Below are 18,906 nucleotides of genomic sequence, written 5' to 3'. Positions count from 1 at the left end.
GCTTCCACACGAGGTCTGTTCGACTTGTTTCCGGTATAACCGCCAGGCTAATCATTTGGATAGAGTGGAGGTTGACAATGCTGACCGAAAAAGGATTATGGACACGTCTGCGCACCCGCCTGATCTTTACTGGCCCGACATTATTTGCGTTTGCTACGGTGATGATTATTCCATTTTTGTATGGTATTTATTTGACGTTTACGAACTGGGATGGCATTGCCATCGATCAAAACTTTGTTGGCTGGGATAATTACATCGGTGTGTTCAAGGACACCGTGTTCTGGAAATCATTTGGGATGACGCTGGAGTACGTATTTATTACCGTTGTGCTGACCAATGCGGTTGCCTTCCTGCTCGCTTACGTTGTAACTCGGGGAATGAAGGCACAGGGCTGGTTTCGGGCTGGATTTTTCCTGCCAAATCTGGTGGGTGGAATCGTGCTTGGTTTCATCTGGCAGTTTATTTTTAATCAGGTACTCGTCTTTGCAGGACAAAAAATGAATCTCACGCTGTTCTCCACCTCTTGGTTAGCTGATCCGGATAAAGCGTTCTGGGCTCTCGTTGTGGTGACCGTTTGGCAGTATGCCGGTTATATGATGGTTATCTACATTGCAGGACTGATGAATGTGCCGAAGGATGTTATGGAGGCAGCCAGTATTGATGGGGCAAGTAATCGCAAAATGCTGGCGCGCATTGTATTGCCACTGATGGTTCCTTCGTTTATTGTATGCATCTTTTTGTCACTGCAACGGGGATTCATGGTGTATGATCTGAACGTCTCTTTGACCAGTGGCGGGCCCTTCAAGAGCACAGAGATGGTATCCATGCATGTTTATGAGCAGGCCTTTCTTGCTCGTGACTACGGATTGGGTCAGGCAGAAGCCTTTGTTCTGTTTATCCTTGTAGCCGCCATTACATTGCTCCAGGTCTATTTCAGCAAAAAACTGGAGGTCGAGGCATGATGGCTGGACAATCGCGCATTCTCAACTGGATGAAGTTTATTGCATTAATCATTGTGATGATTTTGTTTGTATTTCCGTTTGTGCTTCTAATCGTCAATTCGTTCAAGGCTAACCAGGCAATTACCTCCGATCCGCTGGGCTTGCCAAGCTCCTTTCAATTCGATAATTACGTCAATGCGTTTGACAAAATGGGATATGTATCCGCATTCAGCAATTCGTTGCTCATTACCATTGCAGGTGTATTACTGATTGCTCTTTTTGCGGCGATGACAGCCCATTACTTTGTTCGTCACAAAAGCAAGGTGAATCAGTATCTCTTTTTCCTGATGGTAGCTGCGATGATTATTCCGTTCCAGGCCATTATGATTCCATTGGTTAAAATATACGGCTCGCTCAGCCTGCTGGATAACAAGTGGTCGCTGATCTACATGTATATTGGCTTTGGCAGTCCGCTCGCCGTATTTATCTACCATGGCTTTATCAAAAGTATTCCCCTGGAGCTTGAAGAAGCGGCTCTAATGGATGGCTGCGGCAGAGTGCAGACCTTTTTCCGTATCGTACTGCCAGTGTTACTGCCAACAACCGTAACGATTAGCGTGCTGAATGTATTGTGGATATGGAATGATTTTTTGCTGCCTTCTCTAGTACTGACTTCATCCGAGCAGCGTACGCTGCCGTTGTCCACGTTTTATTTTTATGGGACATATACAGTGGATTACGGTCCATTGATGGCTGGTCTGGTGTTGACCCTGCTACCTGTCCTGATCGTTTATCTGTTTGCGCAGAAGTACATTATTCAGGGGGTCATGCAAGGGGCAATCAAATAAGTTCAGTCGGGTGATATAGAGAGAGACAGGAGTGAAGGACATATGAACCAGGAACGACACGAGAAGCAGGAAATAGACACAAGGCAAGAGACAGACCTTGGACTGACGAGTTCTTCGGCTCAAACAAAGGAGAGGTATACACTCGCCCGGGCCAACGCATATATCAAGGCGCATCGACATCAGGTTGATCCAACCTATCGAATGGCCTATCATTTGATGCCAGAGGTGGGCTGGATGAATGATCCCAACGGCTTCATATACTTCGGTGGGATGTATCATTTGTTCTATCAGCATTATCCCTATGAACCGGTATGGGGGCCGATGCACTGGGGCCATGCGGTGAGCCGTGATTTGGTTACGTGGTCTTACCTGCCTGTTGCACTGGCGCCCGATCAGAGCTACGACAGTGGAGGCTGTTTCTCCGGAAGTGCAATCGTGCAGGATGGCAAGTTGGTGCTGATGTACACGGGACATGTCGTGACTGGACCTGACAAGGATAACGATTACTTGCAGACACAGAATATCGCTGTCTCGGACAATGGGATTGATTTTGTCAAAAGCACGATGAATCCGGTCATTCGGCTGGATCAGATTCCGGAGCATACGAGTACGAAGGACTTCCGTGATCCGAAAGTGTTTGAACGAAACAGTGTGTACTATTGCGTCCTTGGATCGAATGATGCTGCGGGCAAAGGTGTCATTCTGTTATACCGCTCAACGGACTTGCTGGATTGGAGTTATGTCAACATTATGGCCCAGAGTGACGGGACGCTTGGCGACAATTGGGAATGTCCCGATCTGTTCACACTGGATGGCCGAGATATTCTGATCATGTCTCCGCAACGCATGCCTGCTCAGGGAGATAACTATCGCAACTTGCATTCGACCGTTTATATGATGGGAACGCTGGATGAAGACCAGGGTGTGTTGAAGTACGAGCAGTACGTTCCGTTGGACTGTGGCTTCGACTTTTACGCACCTCAGACGATGGAGGATGCACAGGGACGACGAATCATGGTGGCTTGGATGGATACGTGGGAAACGGAAATCCCGACACAACAGTCCCATGCCTGGGCTGGAGCGATGACGTTGCCAAGACAATTGATTCGTAGGGGAGAACGATTGATATTCCAGCCTCTTTCCGAACTTATACAGTACAGGTCGGAAGGCACCGAGCAGTATGGTATACATTTAAATGGTGATGAACATGATTTTGATCTTGGAATCAGTGGAGACCGTTACGAACTGTATGCTGTATTCGAAGCGGAACAGGCACAACACTTTGGGTTAAAGCTGCGCACGGGTGAGGATGAAGAAACCGTGATTTCCTATGATGTAGAGCAGCGTCGTTTATGCTTGAATCGCGAGCAGGCCGGACAAGGGCCGGGCGGAGAACGAGCTGCAACAGTGGAACTGCTTGACGGGAAACTGGAACTTCATATCTTTATGGATGTCAGCTCCATTGAGGTGTTCATTCAGCAGGGGGAGCAAGTGATGACAGGACGGATCTATCCTGGGCCGAACTCAACAGGTATTAAGGCTTTCTCGTCCGGAACGTGCACGTTGACCGAACTTCGGAAATGGGATTTACGAATTCGTCGATAAAATCTTTTCTAAAATACAGCCTTGACCTTGAAGTATACTTCAAGGTTTATTCTTTTTTTATCAAGAAATATTGGAGGCTGAATAATGAGAATTTTAGAATGGATTTTGGTAATCGTGACAGTTATTAGCGCAGTGGTTATTTGGGTGGCTCCCAAACATCGGGTAGTGGGGGGCGGTACGTTGTCGGCACTGGCACTGGCTATCCTTTTGCATGGGGGAATGGATCATTTTCGTTTGCAGTTGCTGCCTACCTATATCGTGGCCTTTGTTTTACTGATTGTATTGTCCGTTCAATTATGGAAGTCACGGCGCAATATTCAGAATACACAGAAACAGAAACAGAAACGTCGATCGTGGTTCAAAATCATTCTGGCATCCATTCTGGTGCTGGCTCTTAGTGCAGGTACAATGGTGTTGACGTCGTTATTCCCTGCATTCACGATGCCCGAATCGACGGGTTCATTTGCCATAGGAACCTTTTCGCAGCAGTTAACGGATGATTCCCGGGAAGAAACGAAATCGGTTGAACCGGGCGACAAGCGGGAACTCATGATCAATGTCTGGTATCCTGTAGATCAGGAAACAGCCAAAGGATTGCCGCTAGAGCATTATCCTGCCGAATTGGGAGAGGCGATCAGCCTGGTATTTGGTATTCCACCAGTGGTATTCAGTTACCTTGACACGATTCCGACGCATGTTGTTAAAGGTGCCGAGGTATCTGCCGCACAGAGCAAGTATCCTGTTTTACTGTTTTCACCAGGGATACGTTCTACTCGCTTTCAAAGTATGACCGCGATTGAGGAACTTGTGAGCAACGGCTACATTGTGGTTGGTATCGACCATCCGTATACATCTGCACAAGTTACATTCTCGGATGGCGATGTCGCTTCTTATCAGCCGGACCCTGACTTCCCAACCTCCAAAGAACTATATCAATATAATATAAAAGGTATAGGTATTCGTGCAGAGGATGCAAGCTTTGTACTGGACACTCTCACACAGTGGAATTCATATGATCCGAATCAATTGCTCGAAGGCAAGCTTGATCTGGATTCTGTCGGTATCTTTGGTCACTCCTACGGCGGTGCAACCACGGCGGAAGCGCTGGCTCAGGATGACCGTTTCAAAGCAGGACTTAGTTTGGAAGGCGGTTTCTGGGGTAAAGTATCCACAACAGCCTTGAAACAGCCGTTTATGTATATCATGTCGGGTGGGACAGCCAAAAGTCTGGACCCGGACGCCACTGCCAAGGATAAAGTATTTTATCCCGAGTTTGAGCCTGATTTGGATCGGGTGATGTCAAACAGTCTTAATGATACCTATTATCTGACAGTGGAGAATTTATTTCATCAAAGCTTTACGGATATTTCGTTAATTTCACCAAAAATGTTTGCCAGAGGTATGACGCCAGAACATAATGTGGATATTACCAGATCCTATACGCTGGCCTTCTTTGATCATTATTTGAAGGGGGAGGAGCAGCCGTTGTTGCAAGGCCCTTCATCTAAATTCCCTGAGGCCACTTATGATACCAAGTATACCAAGCTACGTCACCAAAAAGCGGAATAACCCAGCAGAAGGATGGAGGGTATCTATGGAAACCATGACAAGAGGAGAGCTGGCTAAGCGTACCGGTGTAAGTATGGCAACCCTCCGTTATTATGAGGACAGCGGGATTCTGCCCGCTCCCGGTCGTTCCTCCAACGGATACCGGGTGTATACTGAGGATTATTTGGTGAAGATTAAATTTATTAAGGATGCCCAGTCGCTGGGTTACTCTCTAAAGGAAATACAGGATACGTTACAGTTACTCAGTCAGGAAGACATGGAAAAGGAAACGTTAAAAACCCTTGTACGCGAACGCATCACTGACATTCAGAAGCATATTGACCATCTGGAACAGCTGCAGATTAATCTGGCACGACTGTTGCATACACCGGAGGACGATATCGACAATTATATTCAATCGTTCAGGGTGCAAAAGAAAGAGCCGTAATCGCGGCTCTTTTCCTGTTTAGCAGAAAACAGGAGTTGACTAACGAGCAGGGAATCGGAGATTTAGAAAGAATACATAGTGTAGTTTGCCAATACATAATGGTGTTTAACGTGATTTCAATAATTTCAATAATGAAACTCACACCACAAAAGGAGTAACATTTTCTATGAGGGATTTGCAAGGTTTTGTATCCGATTACATCAAAGGAAAGAAACATCTGCATCTTGAGATTGGCGTTATTACAAAGGGAGATATCGAATATCATTCATTGGGCAATCCCAAAAAGAAGAGCGTGGCTTCTCCCGAACACAGATTGTTCGAAATCGGCTCTGTAAGCAAAGTTTTTACATCGATCCTTCTGTTAGAATTGGAACGTCAACAGCAGCTTTCCACTGATGACACGGTTGGCAAGTACATACACAATGGCAAAAACGATTATTTGAATAAGGTTACCTTAAAAAGTCTTGCTACGCATACCTCTGGATTACCCGGAGTGGCCACAAACCTGTCCTCGAAGAAAAATCGATACAATCCGTATTCAAATTATACGGAGGATGATTTACTTGCTTTTTTATCGGATGCTGACTTTGCGGATCAGATGGGTTCATTTGAGTATTCCAATACCGGCGTGGGCTTACTGGGCTATATCCTATGTAAAGTATCAGGCAGTACATATGACGATCTGCTGAAAAAATATATCACAGGTCCATTAAACATGACGGAGACAGCAGCTATGCTGAATGCAGAACAGAATGGCAGATTTGTAGATGGACATACGTCAACGGGGAAAAAGATGCCTCACTGGGATCTTAGTGTACATGCAGGGGCTGGGGCGATCAAGTCATCTGTTCACGATATGAGTTTATTTGTTCAGGCCAACCTTAATGATGATCATCCGGTAGCCTCTGCAATACAAAAAAGTCATGTTCCTATAATGATTGGAGATTCGGACTTATATTTAGGATGGCATAAGGATAAGCTCTTAGATCAGAATATTCTCTGGCATAACGGGGGGACATTTGGTTTTAGCAGTTATTTAGCCTTAAACAAGGAACAGGGTATAGGCATCGTATTATTGTCCAATTATTGTTTTGGATCAGCCTCAATTGTGGATGAGTATCTGGATGCGATATTCAAGTTTATAACTAAAAAAGACCTTTATCCACTCATGCCGCTGGATTCCGTGGGTAATAAAATACTGGAAGCCATGATGCAGAGATAAAAAAAAACCTCCAATAGAGATCACCTGAGGATGTACTTCGGCGCTCTCTGTTGGAGGTTTTTTTTCGTTCTATCTTAATAGTCTTGATCATGACATACCCGCTTCACGCAGAAAATGGTGCACAATCTTCGTCTGATACTTGATACGGGTCGAGCGTTTCAGACTCCAACAGGTCTCCACTGTGACGGAACGGGCTTGTAATAGTCTTGAAGCCGCTGTACGGGCAGATCCCGGCAATTCATGCTGCTTGAGGTTAAAATGACGATCATGAATGGCAATCGACCGATTCATCCGTTCGATAACTCTTCTGCAAGCTGGAATCGTCCCACTGCCGGGATTAGTGATCAACGTTTGTCCAAGCACCCGTGAACTAAGCTGTGACAGGCCGTTAGCTTCATGCAGATCAAGCCACCAGTCGGCCCGATGTTCACGCGCCAGCTGAAAAACTGCCGCAGCGAGCGGATGCTTGGCCTTGCCTGACATACGACGTGGAAACGTACGATTCAGATCTGGCTTGCCTCTGATTTTCTTAGCGTAGGCTTGCTGGTTCACGCGTGGCACGATAATTAACAGCCCTCGCTGAATGGCGTGACGACCTGTCGCAATATCATCTGCGAGTTTTTGCGCAGCGGCCATACTCGCCGTTTCATTCCCGTGAACCCCGGATGTAATGAACATCACGGGTCCCGGCATCATGCCACGTACAATGAAGTAGGGAGTAGCGTGTACGGTGGATGCTAGAAGGACATGTTTGGTCACAAGCATGACGCTTCACCTCCGTTATTACAGTACGCCATGTCCCTCTTTCATGTAACGGCGTAAGAACAGGCCTTCATCCTATTTCCTCACAAAATGGGCCGACTAATACACTCGATGAATGATATCTTCAAAATCAGGTTCTTTCATCTCTACATCTTCAATCTCACCCCAGTGCTCCAATTGTTTCAGAATGTCCATTGTGCTCCATTCCTTCCGGTTCACTTCGACGGTGACAATTTGCCCTTCCACTCCTGTAATATGTATCGCGGACGATATAACATCCGGGATATGAAACGCTCCTCGGAATGTTACCCGAATCAGCGTAGGTAGTCCGATGGTTTCGCGAAGTGACGAAATCGTACCGTCATAGGTCAGTTGACCCTGGTTAATCACCATGACCCGGCTGCATAACTGCTCAATGTCGTCCATGTCATGTGTGGTAAGCAAAATCGTTTTGCCAAACGATTCATTTAATGTACGTAGAAATTGACGAATGTTCCGCTTTGCATTCACATCCAGTCCGATCGTTGGTTCATCGAGAAAAAGCAGTTCGGGATCATGCAGCATGGAAGCTGCGAGATCGGCACGCATGCGTTGTCCAAGCGAGAGCTTGCGGACAGGCGTGGTCCAGAACGATTCAAGGTCCAGCAGCTCGGCGAACTGGGACAGTCGTTTCTTTTTATCCTCGGCACGAACGTCGTACATCTCAGCCAGAATATCATATGAATCTTTCACAGGCAGATCCCACCAGAGCTGACTGCGCTGTCCAAACACAACGCCTAGTCGACCAACGGTCCTGCGCCTGTCCTGATGCGGGTTCATACCGTCAAGCTTTACCTCACCCGAGGTTGGGTGCAGGATACCTGTCAGCATTTTGATCGTGGTAGACTTGCCAGCCCCGTTCGGACCGATGTAACCCACAAATTCCCCTGGGCCGATATCAAAACTGATATCGCGTACCGCTTCCTTGGACACATACTCACGTGAAAATAACGTACGTAGACCTGAGAAACGTCCTTCGCGAATAACAGGAGTTTTGAATTCCTTTTGCAGATGCCGTGCTGTGATCATGTTCATGATTCGTTACGCCTCCTTAGCTACCTGTACTTTGATATTTGGTCATGCCGAATTGCCAGAAACGCAGACTTGCAGCCAAACTCAGTACGGCAACTGCCGCAACAGCAACAAGAATCCACGCTCCTCCTTCACCCCGTAACAGGTAAAGTGACGGAATGTAGTTGACGAATCCTACCGGAATCACCGTTAACAGAATGCCAGACATCCATTTGGGATATAACGTTAGCGGATATTGGGCAGCCGTTCGTGCTGCATCCTCAGTGATCGTCTGTAATTCCTCGATACGTGTGGTCCAGAATCCGAGTGTGGCGGTAGCAAGTCCTATGGAAAAGAGAATGACTGCGCCCGTCAGAATAATGAGCAGGGAGAAGGGAATGGCTACCCAGCCAATCTGTCCGCTATGCATCATGCCTGCCACTGACCAGCAGAGAATGAACCCGCCTTGCAGGACTTCTCCAGCCATGATGCGGAAATTTTGCGGCAACAGTGCCAGCAATACGGGCATGGGACGAGTTAACAGTTGATCAAGCTCACCATTAACCAGATATTTTTCCAGATGATGAACTTCGTTTCCGAACGTTCGATACAGTGTTTTGGATAACGTCATGATGGCAAAGAGATAACCGATCTCATGGAGGGACCAGCCTTTAATTGCTCCGAATTTGTGCAGCACGAGAGCAACCATCAGAAACTCGGAGATCTGAATTAAAGCGGCCAGTACGGACGCCATGATGAAATTGAACTTGTATTGCATCCGACTGCGGATGCTTGTTCGAATGAGCATTTTATATAAATTGAACCAGGAAGTTCGCTTCATCCGCCTTGTACCTCCACTTTACGACGTAACACTTGGGTAATCGCAAGACAGATCAACGTCATAAAGACACACCAAAGCAAGGTTCCCCATAACAAGGAGCCATCTTCGAAACCAAGATAGATTCGGGTAGGTACATAGAGCAGGAAAGGGTAGGGTGATATCCAGGCAAGTTGTTCAAGCCAGTTCGGTAGCCATTCCAGCGGAATGAAAAAACCAGCCAGCAGATTCATCATCGCGTGATTGCCCCAGTGAAGCCAAGAGGACTCCGTGGTCCACATCGACGTGGCACCAATGATGTAGTTCATACAGATGGATAAGTATGCGGCGCCGGCAAGACCAAGTGCGGCATAGAATAGTGTTGAAACGTCTGAGGGCCAATGCAGGGAAAAGACAATGGAGAAGAGCAGGTAGATCGGAATACTTTTGTACACGAACTGGTAGGCAATCTGCCCCCATTCGCGTGCCATCAGGTGGGTGAACAGATGAACAGGCCTCATCAGATCCAGTGCGATCTGCCCTGTCCTGACGGATAAGGGAATACCCAATCCGTTCGTGAGAAAACCCGAGATCCAGAGAGAGGATTGCGTGAACGCAATATAACTGATCATTCCCTGTGTCCCATATTCTCCGAGAGTATGGTCGGCCCCGATGCCGATCCAGAGGCAGGCATACATGTAACCAAACATGGCGCTTGCCAAGTTATGTACCATGTGTGCCCCGCGGTATTGCAGATTCCGGGAGTAGGCTTTGGAAGCCAGAGTGAAATAAAGCATGTGACACCTCCGATAAGTGGATTGAACGGCGTTTCCGTTCACTTCAGTCAAGGCGAAAAAGAGAGAAGGACAACAGCATACCAATTTATTCCTTCACAGGCAAGACATTTTTTTAGCTAATAATGGTATTAACAGGGGTGTTCATGATTGCGCCACAAGACAACGGTCTGTCCGTTCATTTATAATTGAGAGGTAGTATCGCAAACGTTTACAATGTGAAATATTCAAATTTTAAATAAACCGCCGGGCTTGTGCTTGACGATTGAGGATACAGAACGAACAATCCGGCAAGAGAGAAGGATGTCATGAAGAAAATTGCATGGGTCACCGATAGTACCAGTACACTGGATCCCGTTTTTGCGGAGCAAAATCATATCTACATCGTACCGCTGCGCATCGTATTTGGAGAGGAATGTTACCGGGAAACCGATGACATTACATCTGAAATGTTCTATGAGAAACTTGCGGAGGCTTCACGTGCGAGCAGTTCGCAGCCACCCATTGGCGAATTCATTGAACTGTATGAGTCGCTCAAAGACAAGTACGATGAGATTATTACGATTCATTGCTCTACAGAGCTTAGCGGAACGCTGCATACGTCCATGCAGGCTGCAGAGATTGCAGGAGTGACGGTGACCGCAATTGATTCGAAGGCAGGTGCCTATCCTCACCGTGAGATGATTATGCAAGGACTGGAATGGCAGAAGCAGGGATGTTCAGCTGCCGAGATCAAAGTAAACATTGAACAGATGATTGATAACATGTCCTTTTACCTCATACCGGCCAGTCTTCAACATCTTCATCGCAGTGGACGGGTGTCGGGCACACAGCTGATCATCAGTCAACTGCTCAAGATCCATCTGCTGCTTCGATTTGAAGAGGGCAAAGTGGTTGTGAATGAGAAAATTCGCACGTTCAAGCGGACAAAAGAGCGCATGCTGGATATGCTCAAGCTGGATGTGGAGAAAGTAAAGCATGTGTGCATTATGCATGCGAACAATCAGGAAGAAGCCGTCACGATCAAGAAGCAGATTGCCAATCTGCTCCCTAAATTAAAGACCGAAATCATGCCGTTTATCCCTGTGGTGAGTATTCATGCAGGTGCAGGAACCATTGGACTGTGCTGGATACACAGCGAGAACGGATATAGAGACTAGACGTATAAGCACTCATCTATAAACTCTCATAGACCTGGCAGGAAACACACTTTATACCAAAGTGGTGACCCTGTCAGGTTTTTTCGTATGTCATTGCCAATTCAAACAAACTGTGAGGTAATAAAGAAAACTGTTCATGTGGGAGGGAAACATGTGTTAAGTCACCGCTTGTTGCTTGTTGAAGATGATCGTTCAATTAGTGAGATGGTCGGGCCATACTTGGAAAAAGAGGGCTACGACGTCACTTATGCATATGACGGCTTAGAGGCAGAACGTCAGTTCAGCCAGTCACAACCCGGGTATGATCTGGTTATTCTGGATCTGATGCTGCCCCGCAAAAGTGGGATGGATGTGTTGCAAACCATTCGGGCAGTCAGTCTGGTACCTGTGCTCATTCTGTCTGCGAAGGATGGGGAGGTGGACAAAGCATTAGGCCTGGGCTTCGGTGCAGATGATTACTTGAGCAAACCTTTCTCGTTAATCGAACTGACTGCCCGCATCAAAGCTGCGATTCGCCGCGCCAATTATACTACTCAGCCTGTGGCTGAAGTGGCTAAAGATCAACGTATTCACATTGGAGGACTCGTAGTTGACATGGAGACGTACGAGGTGGAACGTGAAGGTACACCCGTCAAGCTGACATCCAAGGAATTTGGAATTCTGAAGCTGTTGGTTACCCATCCTGGCAAAGTGTTCACCAAGGCTCAGATCTACGCTTCCGTCTGGAACGATCATTATTATGGAGACGAAAATATCATTAACGTACATATGCGTCGTCTGCGTGAGAAACTGGAGGCAGACCCTTCGGCTCCCCAGTATATCAAGACACTCTGGGGCATCGGGTATAAACTGGAGGCGGAGCAGGGATGACACTGATTTTTGCCAGTACAACAGCTATTTTGGCCATTACCGTCATTGGATTGTGGATGAGCTTGCGGAAACGCACCCAACACCTGTCTTATATTCATCAGAAAATATCCGCTATTCTGGATCAAGGCACCTTTGAGCGTTTACTTGTATTCAATAGTGATGACCAAGTCAGTCAGCTTTTGAAAGACATGAACCAGCTGCTGGATCATGCGCACCGCGCTAAGGCCGGTTATGCGAACCAGGAGAAGGAGATACGTAATATGCTCTCCAACATTTCGCATGATCTGAAAACGCCACTCACGGTAGTGCTTGGCTATAGTGAGACCTTGCTGCACAGTCCATCATTGACCGATCAGGAACGGAAGATGATGACGGAGAAAATACAAGATAAGGCGCAGGAAGTGCTGCGTTTGATCCATTCCTTTTTTGATCTGGCGAAGCTGGAATCCGGAGATACGGAACTGGTACTTAGTCGGGTGAATTTAAGTGAATTATGCCGGTTGAAGATGCTTTCCTTTTATGAAATGTTGACGAATCTGGGGTTGCACGTGGAGCTGGAGATACCTGATGGTGATCTCTTCGTGCAAGCGAATGAAGAAGCATTGGAACGTGTGCTGGATAATCTCATTACCAATGGAATGAAATATGGAGCAGAGGGTAAGGTACTGGGACTTTCACTTGATCATTCAATAGGTGCACCTGTGACGTTACAGATCTGGGATCAGGGAAAAGGGATTCCTGAGAGCGAGCATAGCCGTGTGTTTGAACGCATGTATACACTGGAGGATTCCCGCAATCGACTCTATCAAGGCAGTGGCCTGGGTCTGACCATTACGAAACGGCTAGTTGAGCGGATGGGTGGAAGTATTCACTTGCATAGTGTGCCACATCAACGGACTGTATTTTCGGTTACCTTAAAGGCTTGGTAGACCCCGCGTTGGCGTGTCCGGTCAGACTTAAGGTTTTTGTAAGATTTGATTAATAAAAAAGAAGACTTTTCTCTTTACAATATAGATATAGGAACCCGGACAGGGGACGTAAAGGAGAACAAGGACGATGAATTATATCGCACGAACAATAGATGTGACCAAAGTATATGAAGGGGTGGAGGTTGTATCCAACGTCAATATGAATATCAAGCAAGGTGAGATCTATGGATTCCTCGGTCCGAATGGTGCTGGTAAAACAACCATCATGAAGATGCTCACCAATCTCGTCAAACCAACCACAGGGGAGATAGAACTGTTTGGGGAGAAGCTAACGCCGACCTCCTATGAAGTGCTGAAGCGAATGGGCAGCATTATTGAATATCCTTTTTTCTACGATAGGCTGTCTGCTGGCGAAAATCTGGAACTTCACTGTGAATACATGGGGTTTTACAACAAAAAAATCATCAACAATACGATGGAAATGGTAGGGCTGAAGGATACAGGCAACAAACCGGTCAAGGACTTCTCCTTAGGCATGAAGCAAAGGCTGGGACTGGCTCGTGCACTTATAACCACACCAGAACTGCTCATTCTGGATGAACCGATCAACGGATTGGATCCTGTAGGGATCCGGGAAATGCGAGATTTGTTCAAGCGCCTTAGCAATGAGTATCGCATTACCCTGCTGGTCTCCAGTCACATTCTTGGCGAGATAGAGCAGATTGCGGACACAGTTGGTGTCATTCGCGGTGGTCGCTTGGTGGAGGAAGTATCGATGGAGAGCATTCGTGGAAGTCAAAATGAGTACATCGAGTTACAGGCGGTGGATATCCGCAAAGCGACCTATGTCATTGAACACCAGCTTGGTTTGAGTAATTATAAACTGGTTGATGACCAAACGTTACGCATCTATGATCCGGGAATCATTCCATCGGAACTGAACACCAAGCTGATCCAACACGGCATTGAGATCGAATCGATATCCAAACGGGCTCATTCCCTGGAAGAACACTTCATGAAGCTTGTGAAAGGGGATGAAGACGTTGCTTAAACTAATCAGACTTGAGATGCGGAAGCACCGTTTTGCACGTAATTTTGCAGGTGCAGGTATTGCCAGTATAGCCATTCTTCTTTTCCTGATCATGATTGGATTCGTGGATGTGGGAGCAGAAGATTATGCCTATGCCGATTACCAGACCGCCTTTATGATTATCGATACGTTTGCGAGAGCGACCTTTATCATATTTGCAGGAGCTTTATTATCCAAGCTGGTGATCAGTGAGTATAGAAATAAAACGATGAACGTCATGTTCACCTATCCCATCCAGCGTCATAAAATCATCGCTGCCAAATTGATTATCGTGTTTGGTTTTACATTTGTGATGATTATGGTTAACGATCTGTTCATGGGCTCACTATTGTTGATTGTTAATCAATTCTACTCCTTCATTCCTGAATCACTGACGAATCGGGATATATTGGGACTTCTGGTGAAGTACAGTATAAGTTCTTTATCGGCTGCGTGTATGGCACTCATTCCCCTATTCTTCGGTATGCGTAAGCATTCTGTTACAACTACAATGGTCTCGTCCATTTTGCTGGTTTCGATTGTCTGCTCCGGATTCAACGGGTCGGAAGTTTCCATTCATTCTCTTATTATTATTCCTCTGACCCTTGGAGCAATAGGGATATGGATTGCTTCGATGTCCATGGTTCGTCTGGAGACAAAAGATGTGAACTGAATCATTCGGAAAACCATGCTCTGTATGGCTTCAGATGCCATTGACATCCGCTCGTACAAGGGATAGGATAATGTCAACTGAGACACGAAGGAGAATGCAACTACCATGACGATTCCAAAAACATTAACAATAGCTGGTTCGGACACGAGCGGCGGTGCAGGTATTCAAGCTGATTTGAAAACTTTTCAGGAGCTGGGTGTGTATGGCATGACCGTACTGACTACGGTTGTGGCAATGGAGCCCGAAACATGGGATCACCAGGTCTTTCCTGTTGAATTAAATGTGGTTGAAGCGCAGCTTCGCACGGTTCTGGACGGCATCGGTTTCGATGCAATGAAGACAGGTATGCTCGGTTCTGTAGATATTATTGAACTGGTAGCAAAACATATTCGCCGCAGCGGTCTGCCACAGATCGTTATCGATCCGGTAATGGTCTGCAAAGGTACAGACGAAGTACTGCAACCGGAAAATACGGAAGCGATGATCGAATTCCTGTTGCCAGGTGCTGATCTGGTTACACCTAATCTGTTCGAAGCATCCCAACTGGCGAAGAGCGGACCTATTCGCTCCAAGGAACAAATGGAAGCAGCGGCAGCAGCAATTCATGCCCATGGCTCGAAACATGTTCTGATCAAGGACAGAGGTGTCATTAGCCCGGGTAAAGCAATGGATCTACTCTATGATGGAACCAACTACGAATGGTTTGAAGCCGATGTTGTCGGCTCCGGATATACGCATGGTGCGGGCTGCACAACGTCTGCGGCGATTACCGCAGGATTGGCTCGTGGTCTTTCAGTGAAAGAGGCTGTTCGTGAAGGTAAAGCCTTCGTGACCAAAGCGATTGCCGGCGGATTCCCGCTAAACCGTTTTGTTGGCCCGACACTGCATGTGGCACACCGTCTGGAGCAACAACGTTAAGTGTTGCCAGGGAGCGCGCAGTAGCGCATCAATTCTGGATAACACACTTCGATTTCATTCAAGTAGCTGTCAATGAGCAGGAGCTTGCTCGTTGATGGCTTCTTTTTTATGCGAATTTTTATAAAAACTAGTAACTTTTGGCTTATATTAATCGTATATATCATGGGAGCATTCCAAAACATGTGTGGACACATAAACGACACATGGAATAGGTATGTTATCATCAGAAATCTAAAAGGAGAGTCGGCCATGATCAGAACAGTGCTTCTGGTGGAAGATGAAAGCCGCATTCGTGAGATTGTGGCCGATTATTTCATAAAAGAACAATGGAACGTCATAGAAGCTGAACATGGAGTACAGGCACTGGAACTGTTGGCTCTGCATGAGGTAGATCTGGTTATTCTGGATGTTTTGATGCCTGAAATGGATGGATGGACGTTATGTGGGCATATTCGATCCCAATCCACCGTACCTATTATCATGCTGACTGCACGGTCCGAGGATGACGATAAAATTCATGGATTTCAGCTGGGCGTAGACGATTACGTTACCAAGCCGTTTAGTCCACGTGTGCTGGTTGCACGTGCAGAGACATTAATGAAGCGTGTTGAAGGTGCATTTGGACGAGAGCAGGGTGTGATTCGCTTCGGACAGGTAACCCTTGATCCATGGGCCAGACGTCTGGAGAAGGACGGAATTGAAGTGGAACTTGCACCAAAGGAATATGATCTCTTGCTTTATTTGGTACGTAATGCAGGCATTGTGTTGTCCCGGGATGCCATTTTGAATCGGATCTGGGGATTTGATTTTGAAGGGGACTCACGTGTTGTAGATACCCACATCAAGAAGTTGCGCAGCAAATTGGGTGATGAAGCCAAGTGTATCCGGACGGTGATTGGTACTGGATATCGTTTCGAGGCAGAAGCATGAGAAGAAATGGCGTAACGATGAAGCTTTTCCTGGTCATGGCAGGATGTCTGGTACTTCTATATGGGACGACGGTTTTTGCTCAGTTGGTCTGGTTCCCCGACTTCTATCAGCATCAAAAGGTCAGCAGTATGAAGAAAAAGCTGTCCAAGTTCGAACAGCAATACTCCAATGGGCATTGGAGTGATTTACAGCTAGCCAAGGAGACCGGGAAGTTCATGCGTCAGAATCAATCACATCTGGTCATTTTGACGAATACCGGAAGATTGGTTAATGACCCGTTCCACATTACGTTGCTTCAAGAGGATGGAAGTCACGTGAAAGTGTCCTTGTCCTTGTTTATCAATAGTGAGAATGCTGGCTGGATCACATCCCATCTGAAATATGGGCAAGAATTGACGGTGAAAGGTCCGGCCAGCGAATCCATGGTCTATCCATTCAAAATCCAGGATGCCACTTCTGCCGCATGGGGAACAGAAAGTTTTCAGGAATCGATTGAACCGGTAAAGGAATGGTCAGGCGTATTAACCGAGGTCGTTCTTCCCAATCTGGCAACGTGGAGTCAAAGGCAGGGACTGCTGGTGCAAGCACTGGATAGCCGGTTCCCGTTGTCCACCGAAGACCAACTTGCGTTGGCGAATGGCAAAATGCTCAATGAAGAATGGATGGATAGCTGGAGCGGTGTTCGCAATGTCATCACCATTGCTCCAGTGCATCGTTCCGGACCCGAGCAACAACTGATCTTTTCGCTCACCTCTCTACAGGAGATGAGGGAAGCGAATGAGGCAACACGTTTGTTCTATGCGTATTTTGGCATAGGGGCATTTATATTGATTCTGTTGCTGGCGTTGCTCCTGTCCCGAATTATAACGAAGCCGCTTTTGGCCTTGAACCATGTCGCCAAGAAAATGTCTACGCTGGATTTCACGGTGAAATCACCCATCCGGCGTAATGATGAGATCGGGAGTCTGTCTAACAGCCTCAATGCCTTATCGGGAACCTTGGGTCAGACACTGGAAGAGCTGAGGCAGGCCAACACGCAGATGCGTACAGATATGGAAATGAAGCAGGAGATTGAACAGCGTCAGCGCAAGTTTTTTGCCGATGCATCACATGAACTTAAGACACCAATCAGCATTATTAAGGGATATTCTGAAGGGCTGAAGGATGGCGTCAGTGAGAGCAAACGGGAGCGTTACATTGAGATCATTGCCGATGAGACGATCAAAATGGAAACGATGGTTGAAGAGATGCTGGATCTGGTGCGACTGGAATCCTCAGCGGTTCAATTGAATACGGATGCTGTTGCACTGGCTGACATGATTGAAGATATCGCCGGCCGTCTGGGTCCGCAACTGAAGGACAAAGGATTGGATGTGGTGCTTGTATCCACAACAGAACAGACGGTTGAGGGTGACCGAAGCAAGCTGGAGCAAGTTATTTTCAATATCATGATGAATGCTATACGTCATGCGATACCACATACCGATATAACTATTGAGATTAGCAGGCGTGAAGGTTTTGTCCATATTTCCATTGAGAATAAGGGCGAGCAGATAGCTGAAGCTGAGCGGCAGTATATATGGGAGAGGTTCTATCGGGTAGAGCGCTCACGTAATCGTAAAATGGGTGGTACCGGGCTTGGTCTGGCCATTGCGAAGCAGATTCTTGATCTGCATGGGTGCAGTTATGGAGTGGAGAATACACCGGCTGGAGTCCGTTTTTATATTATTTTTCCTAAAGCCTAGTACGAAAGGGAGTCAAATCTTATGAAGTCTTTACCATCGATTTTAACCTTGGGGAATCTGAGTTCAGGCATGCTGGCAGTCATTATGGCTATTCATGGTGAATTTGCCCTGGCTGTGATGATGATATGGGTAGCGATGTTCTTTGATCTGTTTGACGGGTATGCGGCTCGTAAATTGCATTGTGAGGGTGAGTTCGGCAAGTCCTTGGACTCGCTTGCGGATGTAGTTTCATTCGGAACAGCACCCGTGCTGATTCTGTACCTGAATTCCATGATTGAAGTGAGTTTGCTGGGGATGGCACTGACTGCATTGTTTCCGATTTGCGGTGCTTTGCGTCTGGCCCGTTATAACTGTCAGAAGACAGCAAGCAGTGGTTTTGTCGGAATGCCGATTACATTTGCGGGAGGTCTGATGTCCTTTTTCGCACTCTGGAGTCCTTATTTCACACATGGTGTAGCCTATCTTGTCATTATTGTATTATCCGGTCTCATGGTGAGCCAAATCCGATTCCCGTCTCTAAAACAAGTGTTAGCCTCACATGAGAAGGATATTGTGGAACCGAAATAAGGAGCGAGTC

Annotated in this window: 19 protein-coding genes; 15 read left to right on the top strand and 4 right to left on the bottom strand. The window is 46.8% G+C overall.

The features are described 5' to 3' along the window. Positions 1-77 precede the first annotated feature (77 nt). The 6 genes from MHI55_RS27015 to MHI55_RS26990 all read left to right on the top strand — a co-directional run bounded on the left by MHI55_RS27015 (position 78) and on the right by MHI55_RS26990 (position 6,612). Positions 78-962 (top strand): sugar ABC transporter permease, encoded by an 885-nt coding sequence (locus tag MHI55_RS27015; RefSeq protein ID WP_036606829.1) that lies wholly within the window; start codon positions 78-80, stop codon positions 960-962. Continuing rightward, positions 962-1,789: a carbohydrate ABC transporter permease gene (locus MHI55_RS27010; protein WP_036607075.1), complete on the top strand. Its 828-nt coding sequence runs from the start codon at positions 962-964 to the stop codon at positions 1,787-1,789. The genes MHI55_RS27015 and MHI55_RS27010 overlap by 1 nt, the downstream gene beginning before the upstream one ends. Before the next feature lie 42 nt (positions 1,790-1,831). Next, on the top strand, positions 1,832-3,394 hold the full coding sequence (locus tag MHI55_RS27005) for a glycoside hydrolase family 32 protein (RefSeq protein WP_083684894.1): 1,563 nt from the start codon (positions 1,832-1,834) through the stop codon (positions 3,392-3,394). An 84-nt stretch (positions 3,395-3,478) separates the two neighbouring features. After that, the gene (locus tag MHI55_RS27000) at positions 3,479-4,963 is read left to right on the top strand and encodes a prolyl oligopeptidase family serine peptidase (protein ID WP_340387638.1); all 1,485 of its coding nucleotides are present in this window, start codon (positions 3,479-3,481) and stop codon (positions 4,961-4,963) included. Positions 4,964-4,988: 25 nt separating this feature from the next. Next, positions 4,989-5,390, top strand: a complete 402-nt coding sequence (locus MHI55_RS26995) for a MerR family transcriptional regulator (protein ID WP_036606833.1) — start codon at positions 4,989-4,991, stop codon at positions 5,388-5,390. A 166-nt stretch (positions 5,391-5,556) separates the two neighbouring features. Beyond that, positions 5,557-6,612 (top strand): serine hydrolase domain-containing protein, encoded by a 1,056-nt coding sequence (locus tag MHI55_RS26990; protein WP_340387636.1) that lies wholly within the window; start codon positions 5,557-5,559, stop codon positions 6,610-6,612. Between the two features lie 87 nt (positions 6,613-6,699). Here the strand turns inward: MHI55_RS26990 and MHI55_RS26985 are convergent, their stop codons facing one another. The 4 genes from MHI55_RS26985 to MHI55_RS26970 form a co-directional block, all read right to left on the bottom strand. Further along, a complete protein-coding gene (locus MHI55_RS26985; RefSeq protein WP_339191334.1) occupies positions 6,700-7,377 on the bottom strand; it encodes a succinylglutamate desuccinylase/aspartoacylase family protein in 678 nt (225 codons plus the stop codon). A gap of 96 nt (positions 7,378-7,473) precedes the next feature. Further along, positions 7,474-8,442 carry an ATP-binding cassette domain-containing protein gene (locus tag MHI55_RS26980; RefSeq protein ID WP_340390653.1) on the bottom strand — a complete coding sequence of 323 codons (969 nt, stop codon included), beginning with the start codon at positions 8,440-8,442 and terminating at the stop codon, positions 7,474-7,476. A 22-nt stretch (positions 8,443-8,464) separates the two neighbouring features. Beyond that, positions 8,465-9,265, bottom strand: a complete 801-nt coding sequence (locus tag MHI55_RS26975) for an ABC-2 family transporter protein (RefSeq protein ID WP_036668086.1) — start codon at positions 9,263-9,265, stop codon at positions 8,465-8,467. Continuing rightward, positions 9,262-10,038, bottom strand: coding sequence for an ABC-2 family transporter protein (locus tag MHI55_RS26970; RefSeq protein ID WP_036606839.1), 777 nt, complete (start codon positions 10,036-10,038; stop codon positions 9,262-9,264). Before MHI55_RS26970 ends, MHI55_RS26975 begins: the two co-directional genes overlap by 4 nt. A 305-nt stretch (positions 10,039-10,343) precedes the next feature. Between MHI55_RS26970 and MHI55_RS26965 the strand changes: the two genes are divergently transcribed. From MHI55_RS26965 to pssA, 9 genes are all read left to right on the top strand, one after another. Continuing rightward, positions 10,344-11,195 carry a DegV family protein gene (locus tag MHI55_RS26965; RefSeq protein WP_036606840.1) on the top strand — a complete coding sequence of 284 codons (852 nt, stop codon included), beginning with the start codon at positions 10,344-10,346 and terminating at the stop codon, positions 11,193-11,195. A gap of 153 nt (positions 11,196-11,348) precedes the next feature. Then, a complete protein-coding gene (locus MHI55_RS26960) occupies positions 11,349-12,065 on the top strand; it encodes a response regulator transcription factor (RefSeq protein WP_076253548.1) in 717 nt (238 codons plus the stop codon). Further along, complete coding sequence (locus MHI55_RS26955; protein WP_340387634.1) at positions 12,062-12,994, top strand: sensor histidine kinase; 933 nt, start codon at positions 12,062-12,064, stop codon at positions 12,992-12,994. The genes MHI55_RS26960 and MHI55_RS26955 overlap by 4 nt, the downstream gene beginning before the upstream one ends. Positions 12,995-13,121: 127 nt before the next feature. Further along, positions 13,122-14,045 carry an ABC transporter ATP-binding protein gene (locus MHI55_RS26950; protein WP_036668083.1) on the top strand — a complete coding sequence of 308 codons (924 nt, stop codon included), beginning with the start codon at positions 13,122-13,124 and terminating at the stop codon, positions 14,043-14,045. Next, a complete protein-coding gene (locus MHI55_RS26945) occupies positions 14,038-14,736 on the top strand; it encodes an ABC transporter permease (protein WP_036668082.1) in 699 nt (232 codons plus the stop codon). The genes MHI55_RS26950 and MHI55_RS26945 overlap by 8 nt, the downstream gene beginning before the upstream one ends. A 105-nt stretch (positions 14,737-14,841) precedes the next feature. Further along, positions 14,842-15,654: a bifunctional hydroxymethylpyrimidine kinase/phosphomethylpyrimidine kinase gene (gene thiD, locus MHI55_RS26940; RefSeq protein WP_017692191.1), complete on the top strand. Its 813-nt coding sequence runs from the start codon at positions 14,842-14,844 to the stop codon at positions 15,652-15,654. 249 nt (positions 15,655-15,903) lie between these two features. Beyond that, positions 15,904-16,584, top strand: a complete 681-nt coding sequence (locus MHI55_RS26935; RefSeq protein ID WP_036606855.1) for a response regulator transcription factor — start codon at positions 15,904-15,906, stop codon at positions 16,582-16,584. Then, on the top strand, positions 16,581-18,329 hold the full coding sequence (locus tag MHI55_RS26930; RefSeq protein WP_340387632.1) for a HAMP domain-containing sensor histidine kinase: 1,749 nt from the start codon (positions 16,581-16,583) through the stop codon (positions 18,327-18,329). Before MHI55_RS26935 ends, MHI55_RS26930 begins: the two co-directional genes overlap by 4 nt. 21 nt (positions 18,330-18,350) lie before the next feature. Next, positions 18,351-18,896: a CDP-diacylglycerol--serine O-phosphatidyltransferase gene (pssA, locus tag MHI55_RS26925; RefSeq protein ID WP_340387630.1), complete on the top strand. Its 546-nt coding sequence runs from the start codon at positions 18,351-18,353 to the stop codon at positions 18,894-18,896. The last annotated feature ends 10 nt before the right edge of the window (positions 18,897-18,906 follow it).

The sequence above is a fragment of the Paenibacillus sp. FSL E2-0151 genome (genome assembly GCF_037993015.1).
GTDB lineage: Bacteria > Bacillota > Bacilli > Paenibacillales > Paenibacillaceae > Paenibacillus > Paenibacillus amylolyticus.
The sequence above is the reverse complement of the archived record's forward strand: the minus strand, read 5'-3'. Positions and strand labels throughout refer to the sequence as shown.